The organism is Streptomyces sp. NPDC127114, from assembly GCF_042677525.1.
Taxonomy (GTDB): Bacteria; Actinomycetota; Actinomycetes; order Streptomycetales; family Streptomycetaceae; genus Streptomyces.
This window is the reverse complement of the sequence record NZ_JBHXTJ010000021.1, coordinates 62586-75373: the sequence shown is the minus strand read 5'-3', so window position 1 is coordinate 75373 and position 12788 is coordinate 62586. Positions and strand designations below refer to the sequence as shown.

The 12788-nt window shown below is 73.6% G+C and carries 10 protein-coding genes; 7 read left to right on the top strand and 3 right to left on the bottom strand.

Annotation, left to right across the window (positions count from 1 at the left end; all coding sequences use genetic code 11):
* Window positions 1-88 precede the first annotated feature (88 nt).
* From ACFVGS_RS21730 to ACFVGS_RS21720, 3 genes are all read left to right on the top strand, one after another.
* Window positions 89-3505, top strand: a complete 3417-nt coding sequence (locus tag ACFVGS_RS21730) for a hypothetical protein (protein ID WP_385693381.1) — start codon at window positions 89-91, stop codon at window positions 3503-3505.
* A 56-nt stretch (window positions 3506-3561) separates the two neighbouring features.
* A complete protein-coding gene (locus ACFVGS_RS21725; protein WP_384412066.1) occupies window positions 3562-4503 on the top strand; it encodes an RNA polymerase sigma-70 factor in 942 nt (313 codons plus the stop codon).
* A 182-nt stretch (window positions 4504-4685) separates the two neighbouring features.
* Window positions 4686-5930 carry an NAD(P)/FAD-dependent oxidoreductase gene (locus tag ACFVGS_RS21720; protein WP_385693380.1) on the top strand — a complete coding sequence of 415 codons (1245 nt, stop codon included), beginning with the start codon at window positions 4686-4688 and terminating at the stop codon, window positions 5928-5930.
* A gap of 53 nt (window positions 5931-5983) precedes the next feature.
* On the opposite strand, the gene ACFVGS_RS21715 is transcribed toward ACFVGS_RS21720, so the two are convergent.
* Complete coding sequence (locus ACFVGS_RS21715; protein ID WP_384412062.1) at window positions 5984-6436, bottom strand: VOC family protein; 453 nt, start codon at window positions 6434-6436, stop codon at window positions 5984-5986.
* A 201-nt stretch (window positions 6437-6637) separates the two neighbouring features.
* On the opposite strand from ACFVGS_RS21715, the gene ACFVGS_RS21710 reads away from it, so the two are divergent.
* Window positions 6638-6982, top strand: coding sequence for a DUF6401 family natural product biosynthesis protein (locus ACFVGS_RS21710; protein ID WP_384412061.1), 345 nt, complete (start codon window positions 6638-6640; stop codon window positions 6980-6982).
* 171 nt (window positions 6983-7153) lie between these two features.
* Here ACFVGS_RS21710 and rarD read toward each other — a convergent pair whose 3' ends face one another.
* Both rarD and ACFVGS_RS21700 read right to left on the bottom strand, forming a co-directional pair.
* Window positions 7154-8149 carry an EamA family transporter RarD gene (rarD, locus tag ACFVGS_RS21705; protein WP_384412059.1) on the bottom strand — a complete coding sequence of 332 codons (996 nt, stop codon included), beginning with the start codon at window positions 8147-8149 and terminating at the stop codon, window positions 7154-7156.
* A gap of 101 nt (window positions 8150-8250) precedes the next feature.
* Window positions 8251-9129: an SDR family oxidoreductase gene (locus ACFVGS_RS21700; protein WP_385693379.1), complete on the bottom strand. Its 879-nt coding sequence runs from the start codon at window positions 9127-9129 to the stop codon at window positions 8251-8253.
* Between the two features lie 94 nt (window positions 9130-9223).
* On the opposite strand from ACFVGS_RS21700, the gene ACFVGS_RS21695 reads away from it, so the two are divergent.
* From ACFVGS_RS21695 to ACFVGS_RS21685, 3 genes are all read left to right on the top strand, one after another.
* Entirely contained in the window at window positions 9224-9616 is a 393-nt protein-coding gene (locus ACFVGS_RS21695; RefSeq protein WP_385693378.1) for a winged helix-turn-helix transcriptional regulator, read from the top strand.
* 91 nt (window positions 9617-9707) lie between these two features.
* Window positions 9708-10538 carry a hypothetical protein gene (locus tag ACFVGS_RS21690; protein ID WP_384412053.1) on the top strand — a complete coding sequence of 277 codons (831 nt, stop codon included), beginning with the start codon at window positions 9708-9710 and terminating at the stop codon, window positions 10536-10538.
* Between the two features lie 5 nt (window positions 10539-10543).
* Entirely contained in the window at window positions 10544-12787 is a 2244-nt protein-coding gene (locus tag ACFVGS_RS21685; protein ID WP_385693411.1) for a bifunctional serine/threonine-protein kinase/ABC transporter substrate-binding protein, read from the top strand.
* Window position 12788: the final 1 nt, after the last annotated feature.

The following is a 12788-nucleotide window of genomic DNA, read 5'->3' as shown; positions in this document are numbered from 1 at the left end:
CCTCATCAGGGCCGACGTCTCGTTGCTAGGGTCTGCCGACTCGTGTGCCGGGGGGCAGCGGAGACAGGTGTTCGAGGAGGGGCTTGGGGTGCGTCGTCACGTGTGGAAGAGGGCCGGGTTGTGCACGGCCCTGCTGATGGGGCTGGTGGCGGGACCGGTCGGCGCCGCGCAGGCGGAGGCGGCCGCGCCGGCGGAGACGGTGTTCCAGGCGGACCGGTTCGTGCCGCGCACCGTCGCCCCGCTGGGAGCGGGGGCGTCCGGCGTGCTGTACCGCCAGGAGGGCACCGACGGCCTGCTGTGGACCGGGTGGGACGGCCGGACGCGGACGGTCGACCTCAACGGGGCGGGGGTGGAGGGCGACGAGTACAGCGACACGCGCCGGACCTGGCTGCCGGCCGGTACCGACGTACTGCTCTACGCGGAGGGCGGCGCGCACCGGCGGATCGACCTCGCCACGGACGAGCGGACCACGGTCACCTTGCCCCAGGGGCACATCGTCCAGGCCCGCGTCGGCGACATGGTCGTGACCACCACGGGCAGCGCCGGGAGCCTCGCGTACCACCTGCTCAAGGTCGCCCCCGACGGTACCGCCACACCGGTGGCCGACGTGTCCGGACCCGTCCCTTCCCGGCTGTACGAGCAGGTGGCCGCGGACGAGCGGACCCTGGTCGTGCGCTACCCCGGTGACACCGACTACACGGTCGACCTCGGCCTGTTCGACCTGCGGACGGGAGCCTTCACGCGCGGGCCGCGCGTGGATACAGCCCCGCACACCCAGGTCGTCCTCACCGAGGACCGTCTCGCCTGGGTCACGTGGGACGGCAAGACCCTCAGCTCCGTGCCCCGGGACGACCCGTCCGCCACCCCGACGGACGTTCCGCTGACCCCGCCCGGCTCCGCGCGGCCCGTCATCGCGGCCGCCGGCCAGGACCTCCTGCTCACCTGGACCGCCTCAAACGCCCAGCTGTCGGACGACCCCGCCGGTTTCCCCCTGCAGCGCATCGCCTACGACGGCAGCCGCGCCACCACCCTCGCCCGGCATGCCGGACCGGCCATGGTCAACAGCGCCGACGGTGACGTCGTCGTCGCCTCCGGAGCCGACTCCGCCCACTGGGCCCTGCGGAAGACGTCCACCGACGGGCTGCGGACGACCGACCTCGCCGCCGCCCCGCCCGTGGCCGCCGGCGTCGGCCGGCTGTCGCTCGCCAACGGCGTGCTGGCGACGCTGGAGTCCGACAGCGCCCCGAACGCCGGTGTCTACACCCGTACGGTCACGGCCACGCCGGACGGATACCGTGCGGGTGAGCCCGTCCGCCGGGACTGGGCCATGGGTTCGGGCCCGTGGAGCACCGGCGACGGCCGGTCCCTCAGGGTGGACAGCCAGTCCGGGCAGGTCTTCGTCGAGACGGTCGACCGCGAGGACGGCACCTACTTCCGCGCGCCGTCCGCGACCGGCCAGCTGGTCACCGTCACCGGACGCTACGCAGTCGTCAACGGGCTCAACCCCGACCGGCAGTACGTCGGTGACCTCTCCGACGACGCGAGCAGCTACGACCCGATCCGCAGCCGTGCGGTCACCGCCGCCTCCGTCTGGGGCACCACGTACTGGACCCCGACCGGCACCCCCGGCGTCCTGTCCGCGGACGACCTGAAGACCGGCGCCAAGACCACGCTGGACACGGGCGCGCCCTGCGTCCCCAAGGACCTCCAGGCCGTCGGCCGCTGGCTCTACTGGTCCTGCGGGCCCACGGGCCCGGCCGGCGTGTACGACCGCACGGCGAAGAAGAACGTCACGGTCCCTGCCGGAGACGCCCTCCTCGGCGACGGCTACCTGGTGCGCCACGACAGGACCGCCGGGCAGCTGGCACTCACCGCGTTCCGTGACGGCGCCGCCGTCACCCGGAGCGTCGGCAGTGTCCCCGCGTCCGCCGACTTCCGGCGCGGCGTGGAGTGGACCGTCGACAGGTTCGGCGGGCCCCTCGCCTACGAGGACGCCGACGGGCGCATCCACATCGTGCCGAGCGGCGTGACCGCGGAGCCGTTCACCCTCGTGCAGTCCTCGGTGGCCGCGCAGCAGACCGTCACCGCGTGGCAGCACTGGCGGCCCCGCTGGCTGCCCTCCCGCCCCGCGGGCACCTGGCAGGTCGCTCTGCGCAACAAGCGCACCGGTGTCCTCGTGCGTACCTTGAGGGGCAGCGGCGACGGACCGACGGGCGGTGCGGTGGCCGTCGACTGGGACGCGCGGGACGAGCGCGGTCTCGGCGTCGAGAGCGGCGACTACACGTGGACGATGACCGCGTCTCCGGCGGACGGCGTCGGCGCCGCCCTGCAGCAGTCGGGCGTGGTGCGCATCGACGGCAGCGCGGTGACGACTCCGGCGGGCACCTATGAGCCGCTCACGCCGACCCGGCTGCTCGACACCCGCGCCGGGCTCGGCGCGCCCAAGGCCAAGGTCGGGCCCGGCCAGACCGTCTCGCTGAAGGTCGCGGGCGTCGGCGGGGTACCGGCGAGCGGCGTCACCGCCGTGGTCCTCAACGTGACCGCGACCGGTCCGACCGCCGCCGGCTTCGTGTCCGCATACCCGTCCGGCGCCGAGCGGACCTCCGCGTCCAACCTCAACTTCGTCGCCGGGCAGACGGTCGCGAACGCCGTGGTCGTCCCCGTCCTCGACGGCAAGGTGACCTTCTACAACCGGGCCGGTTCGGTGGACCTGCTCGCCGACGTCTCCGGCTACTTCGCCGAGGGCGACTCCGGCTCCACGTACCGGCCCGTGACGCCGGACCGGATCCTGGACACCCGCTCGGGCCTCGGCGCCCCGAAGGCGAAGGTGGGCGCGGGCCGTACGGTGACCGTGCAGGTGGCCGGCCGGGCCGGAGTGCCGCAGAGCGGCGCGACCGCGGTCGTCCTGAACGTGACCGCGACCAACCCGACCGCCACGAGCTTCGTGTCCGTGTACCCGTCGGGCACCCAGCGCACCAGCGCGTCCAGCCTGAACGTCACGGCCGGACGCACCGTGCCGAACCTCGTGACCGTGCCGCTCGTCGACGGCAAGGTGAACCTGTACAACCACAACGGCTCGGTGGACCTGCTGGCCGACGTCGCCGGTTACTACACCGAGGACCCGGCGGCCGACGGCTCCCGCTTCACCGCCGTGGGTCCGGTCCGGGTCATGGACACCCGCGTCGACCTGCCCCTGGGCACCGGCTACTCGGGCATGAGCCCCGCGTCGACCAAGTCGCTGGGATTCCTGGGCACCCATCAGGTTCCGGCCAGTGGTGTCAGGGCGGTCGTGCTCAACGTGACCGCGACGGCCCCGACGGCGCCGAGCTTCGTCTCGGTCTACCCGTACGGGACGACCCGGACCGCGGCCTCGAACCTCAACTTCGTCGCCGGCCAGACCGTGCCGAACCTCGTGGTGGTCCCGGTCGTCAACGGATCGGTCACCTTCTACAACCACAACGGCGACGTGCACCTGATCGCCGATCTGGTCGGCTACTACCGCTAGGAGTGGCAAGAGGCCGGGGGGCGACGGGAGACGGGGCAGCGCCTAGGATCGCGGGCATGGCCCTGATCATGAGTGACGTGGACCGGTTCGAGGCCGCGCGGCCGCGGCTTCAGGCCATCGCCTACCGGCTGCTCGGCTCGTCGAGCGAGGCCGAGGACGCCGTGCAGGAGACCTTCCTGCGCTGGCAGGCGGCCGACGTCTCGCGGATCGAGGTGCCCGAGGCCTGGCTGACCAAGGTCCTCACCAACCACTGCCTCAACCAGCTCGCTTCGGCCCGCGCCCGGCGCGAGACGTACGTGGGCAGGTGGCTGCCCGAGCCGCTGCTCGCCGGTGACCCGATGCTCGGCCCCGCCGACACCGCCGAGCAGCGCGAGTCGGTCTCGTACGCCGTCCTCGTCCTGCTCGAACGCCTGTCGCCCAACGAGCGGGCGGTGTACGTGCTGCGCGAGGCCTTCGACTACCCGCACCGGGAGATCGCCGAGATCCTGGACATCACCGAGGCGGCCAGCCAGCAGATCCTGCACCGGGCCAAGAAGCACGTCGCCGACGGCAAGGCGCGCACCGAGATCGACGAGGCCGCCGCCCGGCGGATCGTCGAGGAGTTCCTGGCCGCGGCGACCAGCGGCCGTACGGAACCTCTCGTCGCCCTGCTCACCCAGGACGCCGTCTCGGTCGGCGACGGCGGCGGCAAGGTCCCGGCCCGCGCGAAGGCGTTCGAGGGCGCGCTCGCCGTGGCCACGTTCCTGCGGGGCCTGTTCAAGCCCGCGCCGGCCAAGCGGGCCCTCGTCGGCGGCGTGCCCGAGATCTACGCCACGACCGCGAACGGCGGACCCGCCGTCGTGGCCGTGGTGGACGGCCGGGTCGTCGGCATCACCTGCCTGGAGGTCACCGCGGACGGCATCGTCGCGGTCCGCAGCCAGGTCAACCCCGACAAGCTGGTCCGCGCGACCGAGCAATGGGCCGCCGCGGAGCACGGCGAGCCCCTGTACGTCCTCTGAGACCTGCGGCTGCCTCGGGGGTAGGGCGCTGCACGTCTTCTGGCGTTGGTCTGACGGGCTCCGATCGGTGTGTGACGCAGGTCACATCCCGATCCTGTCAGGAAACGCCGGGCTGCCCGGTTCAAGGGTCGACACCGCGCAAGACCACGGCGCACCCGACCCGTACAGACAGGAGCAGGGCCATGCAGCACCGCATCGTCGTCCTCGGAGCCGGCTACACCGGAGCCGTCGCCGCCGGCCGCCTCGCCAAGCGGCTGCACCGCGAGGACGTCACCATCACCCTCGTGAACCCCGAGTCCGACTTCGTCGAGCGCGTCCGGCTGCACCAGCTCGCCGCCGGCCAGGACCTCAGGCCCCGCCCCTTCGACGAGATGTTCGCGGGGACGGGCGTGGAGCTGAAGCTCGCCAAGGTCACCGCCGTGGACGTGGACCGCAAGACCGTGACGGTCACCGCCGCGCCCGCCGCGACCGGGGCCGCGCCCGCCGCGACCGGCTTCGCGACCGGCTCCGGGCAGGAGGAGCTGGCGTACGACACCCTGGTCTACGCCCTCGGCAGCGGCTGGAACGACGGCGACGTACCCGGCGTCGCCGCCCACGCGTACGAGCTCTCCAGCCGTCCCGGCGCCCTCCGCCTCCGCGACCGCCTCGCCGCCCTGGACGCCGGCCGGCCGGTGGTCGTCGTCGGCGGCGGGCTGACCGGAGTGGAGGCCGCGACCGAGATCGCCGAGGCCCGGCCGGACCTCGACGTGGCCCTCGCCGTACGCGGCGAGCTCGGCGACTGGCTCTCCGAGAAGGGCCGCACCCACCTGCGCAAGGTGACGGACGGGCTCGGCATCACCGTCCACGAGCACGCCGCGGTCGCCGCCGTGGCGGCGGACGCCGTGCGGACCGCCGACGGCGCGACCGTCCCGGCCGACGTGACCGTCTGGACCACCGGCTTCGCCGTCCACCCGATCGCCCAGGCCACCAGCCTGGAGCTGGGCGAGGGCGGCCGGATCGTGGTCGACGGCACGATGCGCTCGGTCTCCCACCCGGACGTGTACGCCGTGGGCGACGCGGCCCTCGCGGCGGGCCCCGGCGACAAGCCGCTCCGCATGTCCTGCGCCTCGGGCGTGCCCATGGCCTGGCAGGCGGCCGACGCCATCGCCGCCCGCCTCGCCGGCACCAAGGTTCCCAGCGTCTCGATCCGCTACTTCCAGCAGTGCGTCTCCCTCGGCCGCAAGGAGGCCCTGATCCAGTTCGTCACCGCCGACGACCGGTCGGTCGCCAGGGCGCTGACGGGCCGCGTGGCCGTCCTCTACAAGGAGCTGATCTGCAAGAGCGCGGCCTGGGGCGTCGCCAACCCGACCGCCGGCCTGCCGACCCGGCGCCGTCGTGTCGTACGGCAGCAGGTCCAGCTTCCGGTCCCGGCGGAGGCGGCGGCCTGAAGCGCCGTCGAGGACCCGCCGGAACCGGGTCGGGCGTCACGAGGACCGGGACGTCATTGGACGCAGAACTCGTTGTCCTCCGGGTCCGTCATGACCGTCCACGAGCCGCCCTGTTCCGCCACATGGCGCACGACCTTCGCGCCCAGGCCCTCCAGGCGGGCCACCTCGGCCTCGCGGTTCTCCGGTCCCGGGTGGAGGTCCAGGTGGAGGCGGTTCTTGCCGGTCTTCGGCTCGGGCACCCGCTGGAAGAGGATGCGGTGCCCGAGCCCGGTGTCGGTGTCCGGGTCGAAGGGATCGTCCGGGTGGCGGACGGCGGCGAGGTCGCGCCAGGCCGGCCGGCCGTGGACGGTGACGGTCACGTCGGGCTCGACCGCTCCCGCGGCGAGCAGCCGGGAGACCAGGGCGCTGTGGTCCTCCTCCCGGTAGTGGAGGGCGGCGGCCCAGAACCCGGCCTGCGCGTGCGGGTCGGCCGAGTCGATGACGAGCTTCCAGTGGATTGCGGTCATGTGACCTTTTATAGGGTCCGCCTCTGACATCGGCGGCCAGGCCGCGCCTGCCGCGTCTGCCGCCGCGTCTGCCCGCCGCGTCTGCCGTGCCCGCTGTCCTCGCCGCGCCTGCCGTGCCTACCGTGCCCGCCGTGCCTCGGGGCCCGGATCTGCGACCGACGTCACGGTCTCGGCGGCCGTTTCCGCGCCTAATGTGGGGGGATGAACGATTCGCCCGGCTGCCCTCTGGTCGGTGTCGCCGCCACGTACATGACCCGGCTCGCGGAAGTCTCCCTGGAGCCGGGCCTGGTGGCCGCCGTCGACCAACACGCGGCGGCCGTGTGCGACGCGCTCGCGCCGCCCTCTCGGGGCCGCGGCGCCATTCCCGCGCAGCGGGGGCCGCAGGCCCGGACCGTCCGCCGCGAGGAACTCGCCGACTACGTGCTCGGCTTCACCGACCGGCTCACCGAGGTCGAGTGGACGGAACCCGCAGGGCACGACTTCGCCACCCTGCGTCTGACGGCCGTCTGCTGGCTGATCCGCGAGCACGACCTCCTGGCGGCCTGACCGCCGCCGCCGGCCCTCCCGGCCGGCCGTCGCCGGTCGGCCGTCGCCTGTCGGCCGGCGCAGGCTGGCCCGCTGGCCCGCTCGCCCGCCCGGCTGTCGCCGGCCCGCGACCGCGCCCGCGCCTCGGCCTCAGCCCCCGGCCTCGGCCTCAGCCCCTGCCCGGCCTCGGCCTCAGCGCCCGGCCTGTGCCGACGGGGCCGGCTCCACGACGGGGAGGGAGGCCGGTTCGGCTGGTGCCGCGGCGGTCGCCGCCGCCGCGGCCAGGGCCTCGCGGCTGCGCCGTGCCGTGCGCAGGCCGTCCCAGGTGAGGACCGTCAGGGCCAGCCACACCAGCGAGAAGCCCACCCAGCGCTCCGGCGGCATCGCCTCGTGGAAGTAGAGGACGCCGAGCAGGAACTGGAAGACCGGCGCCAGGTACTGGAGCAGACCGAGGGTCGAGAGCGGGACGCGGATGGCCGCCGCCCCGAAGCAGACGAGCGGGATCGCGGTGATCACGCCGGTCGCCGCGAGCAGCGCGGCGTGGCCGGCGCCGTCGGAGGTGAAGGTCGACCGGCCCTGGGTGCCCAGCCACAGCAGGTAGCCGAGGGCGGGCAGGAACTGGACGGCGGTCTCGGCGGCCAGCGACTCCAGGCCGCCGATGTTGACCTTCTTCTTCACCAGGCCGTACGTGCCGAAGCTGCACGCCAGGACCAGCGAGATCCACGGCAGCCGCCCGTAGCCGACGGCGAGGACGACCACCGCGAGCACCGCGATGCCGACGGCCGCCCACTGCGCGGGCCGAAGCCGCTCCTTGAGCACGAGCACGCCGAGGGCGATGCTGACCAGCGGGTTGATGAAGTAGCCGAGCGAGGACTCCACGACGTGGCCGGCGTTCACGGCCCAGATGTAGACGCCCCAGTTGACGGTGATGAGACCGGCGGCGAGGGCGACCAGGCCGAGCCGGCGCGGGGTGCGCACCAGGTCGCGGACCCAGCTCCAGCGGCGCAGCGCGAGCAGGGCGAGGCCGACGACGACGAACGACCACACCATGCGGTGGGCGAGGATCTCGACCGCTCCGGCGGGTTCGAGGAGCGGCCAGTAGAGGGGGAACAGGCCCCAGATGCCGTAGGCGGCTATGCCGTAGATCAGTCCTGTGCGCTCCGCCCGCTGATCGTGCTCCGTGTCCACCGGACCTCCTGCCCCTGCCGGCCCTGCGCCGCGCGTCCTCACGAAGGTAGCGCCGCGAAGGGCCGGCTGTCATGTCCGTATCGCCATACGGTCCTGACGGATCAAGAAGCGGTGGGCGCCTGGCCGAGCGCTTCGCGGATCGTCTCGGCGATCGGGGTGGTCGGGCGGCCGATCAGGCGGGACAGGTCGTCGCCGCGGGCGGCGAGCGCGCCGCGCGCCACGGCCTCGTCGACGTCGACCAGGATCTCCGCGAAGGGCTGCGGGACGCCGGCGCCGACGAGGATCTCCAGGTGGGCGGCGGCCGGCACGTTCGTGTAGCCGATCTCCTGGCCGGACTGGCGGGCCACCTCGGCCGCGTACTCGGCGAGCGACCACGACACGTCGCCGCTCAGCTCGTACGCCCGGCCCAGGTGCTCGTCGAGCGGGCCGGTGAGCACGGCCGCGGCCGCGGCGGCGTAGTCGGCGCGGGCGGCGGAGGCGACGCGGCCCTCGCCCGCGTTGGCGACGACGGTGCCGTGGGCGAGGACGGGGGCGAGGTTGGCGGTGTAGTTCTCCGTGTACCAGCCGTTGCGGAGGAAGGTGTACCGCAGACCGGAGTCGAGGATCGCCTGCTCGGTCGCCTTGTGCTCGTCGGCCAGGACGAAGTCGGCCTCGGGGCCGCCGAGGACGCCGGTGTACGCGAGCTGGGCGACGCCCGCGGCCTTGGCGGCGGTGATCACGGCGGTGTGCTGGGCCACGCGCTGCCCGACCTCGCTGCCGGAGATCAGCAGCACCCGGTCGCCGGCCTCGAAGGCGCCGGCCAGCGTCTCGGGCCGGGAGTAGTCGGCGACCCGGAGTTCGACGCCGCGCTCGGCCAGGTCGGCGGCCTTCGCCTTGTCGCGGACGACGGCGACGAGGGACTCGGCGGGCTCGGTGGCGAGGAGGGCGTCGACGACGAGACGGCCGAGCTGTCCGGTGGCTCCGGTGACGACGATGCTCATGAGGTTCTCCCGGGGTGCGGTGAAGGGGCAACGCACTCACCGTACGACTGGCGCTAACCTTTCGAAAGTACCCACTTTGAAGTAAGGTACTGGTATGCCGGTAAGTGCCGAAGGTGCCAGGAAGCCCGACGTCAACGACGCGATGTGCCCTTCGCGCCTCGTCCTGGAGCACGTCACCAGCCGCTGGGGCGTCCTCATCCTCATCGCCCTGCTCGACCGCTCGTACCGCTTCGGCGAGCTGCGCCGGAAGATCGGCGGGGTCAGCGAGAAGATGCTCACCCAGACCCTCCAGACCCTGGAGCGGGACGGCTTCGTCCACCGCGACGCCAAGCCCGTTATCCCGCCCCGCGTCGACTACAGCCTCACCGCCCTCGGCCGCGAGGCCGCCCTCATCGTCGCGGAGCTCGGCCGCTGGACGGAGCAGCGGCTTCCGGCGGTCGAAGAGGCTCGTGTGCGTTACGACACGGTGCGCGAAGCGTCCCAATGAGGTGTTAACCAGGGCTCGTTGGGGCCGCCCGGCGTACGATCGCTCACCTATGGGGATTCCGTGACCATCTGTGGGGGGAATCGTGGCGCACGTGAGGCGAAGACTGCTGCGCGCCTGCGGGGCGGTGACGGCGGGCGGGGTGCTGCTGCTTGCCGGTTGCTCCGACGGGGACGGAGCGGACGGCGGGGGCAAGGGCGGCGCCATCGGTGACGGAAAGGGCGGGACGAGCGCGTCGGCGACCGCGACCGTGAGCCCCACGCCCCGCCCGACCTCGACCGGTGCCGCCACCCTCGACCCGTCGCGCGCGCCGAAGACCGCGGCCGAGGCCGAACGACTGGCCCTCGCGGTCGTCGCCGGCCCCGACAGCTGGGGCCCCGACTACGTCAAGCGCACCCCGTACCTCAGCGCTCCCGGCTCCTGGCCGGTGCTCGACAAGGACTGCACCTGGGAGGGCGGCGACCTCCCCCGCTCGGTGCTGGCCAGCGTCACCGCGTACAGCGAGATCCCGGCCGCCGGTGGCAAGGGCCCGCTGCGGGTCGCCGCCACCGTCACCGTGCACCGCACCGAGTCCGATGCCGACTGGGAACTGGCCGAGACCCTGGAGGAGGCGCTGCGCTGCCCGGACCAGCGGCTGCGCGAGAACGAACGCATCACCGGACTCATGTCCCTCGGCACGCCCTACGGCGTGAACGGCAACGCCACGACGGTCGACTCCGTCCTCGAACGCGGCGACTACCTCAACGACGCCTTCAAGGGGCGGCAGTTCTACACCTGGTACCAGACCCGCATCGGCCAGGTCACCCTCGCCACCGTCATCAAGGGAGCCCCCGGCTACACCGAGACGGTCACCAACTCCGACCAGGTGCGCGCCAACGTCCTCATGCAGGATCGCATCAAGGCGCAGTGGGGAGCCCAGTCGTGAGCCCGATGACCCAGCCCGCCGGCGCGTCCGACGCCCCCGGGCCCGGCGCCCTCCAGCCGCTGCTTCCGTCCGACCCGTCCCAGCTCGCCGGCTACCGGCTCCTCGGGCGCCTGGGCGCCGGCGGCATGGGCGTCGTCTACCTCGGCCGTACGGACAACGGCGAACTCGCCGCCGTGAAGGTCACCCACGCCGACCAGGCCGACCAGGCCGACTTCCGGGCCCGCTTCCGCCGCGAGGTCGAGGCGGCCCGCCGGGTCGTCAGCCCCTGGGCCGTCCCGGTGCTCGGCGCCGACCCCGACGCGCCCGAGCCGTGGATGGCCACCGCCTTCGTGCCCGGCCCGTCCCTCGGCGAGGCGGTCCGCGGGCACGGTCCGCTGCCCGAGCGGAGCGTACGGATCCTCGGTGGCGCCGTGGCCCGCGCGCTCGCCGCCGTGCACGCGGCCGGACTCGTCCACCGGGACGTGAAGCCCGGCAACATCCTGCTCGCCGTCGACGGCCCCCGGCTGATCGACTTCGGCATCGCGCGCGTCACCGGCGAGACCGGGCTGACCTCGGTCGACATGGTCGTCGGCACGCCCGGCTTCCTCGCTCCCGAGCAGGCCGAGGCCCGCGCCGCCGAGATCGGCCCCGCCGCCGACGTCTTCGCCCTCGGCTGTCTCCTCGCCTTCGCGACCACGGGACGGCCGCCGTTCGGCAGCGGCAGCCTGGACGCACTGCTGTACCGGACGGTGCACGACGAGCCCGACCTCGCCGGCCTACCGGACGCGCTGCTCGACCTCGTACGCCAGTGCGTCGCCAAGCGGCCGGCCGAGCGGCCCACCGCCGAGGAGGTCGCCGCCCGGCTCACCGAGGACACCCCCGGCGCCGCCGCCGACTGGCTGCCGGCGCCCGTCGTCACCACCATCGCCGCCCGCTCGGCCGCGATGCTCGCCCTCCCCGCCATCGACGCGACCGCCCCCGGCGTCGCCCCCGCCGCACCCCCGAAGCCCAGCCGGCGTGGCTTCCTGCTGCTCGGCGCCGGAGCCGCCGTGCTCGCGGCCGGCGGAGGTGCCTACGCCCTCGTCAACTCCCGGCGTGACAAGGCAGGGGAGGACGGCAAGGCTCCCGCGCCGAAGGTCCCGGACACCTGGGCGATCGGCCTCCTCGCCGACCTGTCCGGCCCCGCCAAGGAGATCGGACAGGCCCAGGAGCGCGGCGCCCGCCTCGCCGTCGAGCAGTTCAACGCGATTCACAAGGGAAAGCCCTTCACCCTCCAGCTGAAGGTCTCCGACGACCGGGGGGACCGCGGCGCCGCCCTCGCCGCCGCCCGCAGGCTGACCACCGACCCCGCCGTGGTCGCGGTCCTCGGCCCCACCTCGGACGACACCGGCCAGGCCGCGCTGCCCGCCTTCGACGAGGCCGGCCTGCCGCTCCTGACCGTCTCGGCCGGCTACAACTTGCTCACCCTGCGGGACGCCAACACCACCGTGCTGCGCGCCATCCCGAACCACATCATGGCGGGCACGTACCTCTCCTTCGCCACCACCCTGCTGCCGCAGGTCCGCCGCCCCGGCGTCCTCCAGGAGCGCACCGACGACCAGTACAGCTGGCAGTACACCGGCGGCATCCGCTTCGGCTTCAAGCAGGCCGGCATCACCCCGCACTTCCGGGTGGTCCCCGGCCGGGCCACCGACTACCGGAGGATCATCGGGGAGATGATCGACGCCGGCATCGACGCGTACATCCACTGCGGCGTCCGCTCCACGGCCGTGCTCGCCGCCCGCGCGCTGACGGAACTCGGCTTCACCGGACCGAAGTTCACCGGTCAGCACGTCTTCGGCCCGGCCTTCCTCAAGGAAGCCGGCGCAGCCGCCGAGGGCTGGTTCGTGTGCGCGCCGGTCGTCGACCCCGTCCAGCGGGCCGCCGACGAGAAGCAGAAGCCCGCCGACCGCAAGGCGGTGCAGGACTTCCTCGCCGCGTACCGCAAGCGCTACGGCACCGACCCCGCCTTCTACACAGGTGAGTCCTTCGACGTCGTCAACATGGTCACCGCCTGGCTCGCCACCAGCTCGGCAAAGGGCCCGCTCACCCGCAAGGGCCTGTGGGCGGCCCTGCGCGCGCAGAAGTACACCGGGGCGATGGGCGGTTACGAGTTCCAGCCGAACGGTGAGCTCAAGGGAGTCGGCACCTTCATCTACGGCGTGGAGAACGGCGCGTACAAGTTCATCGGCGGCGCGCCGGGCTACCCCAACAAGCCCAAGACGAGCTGAC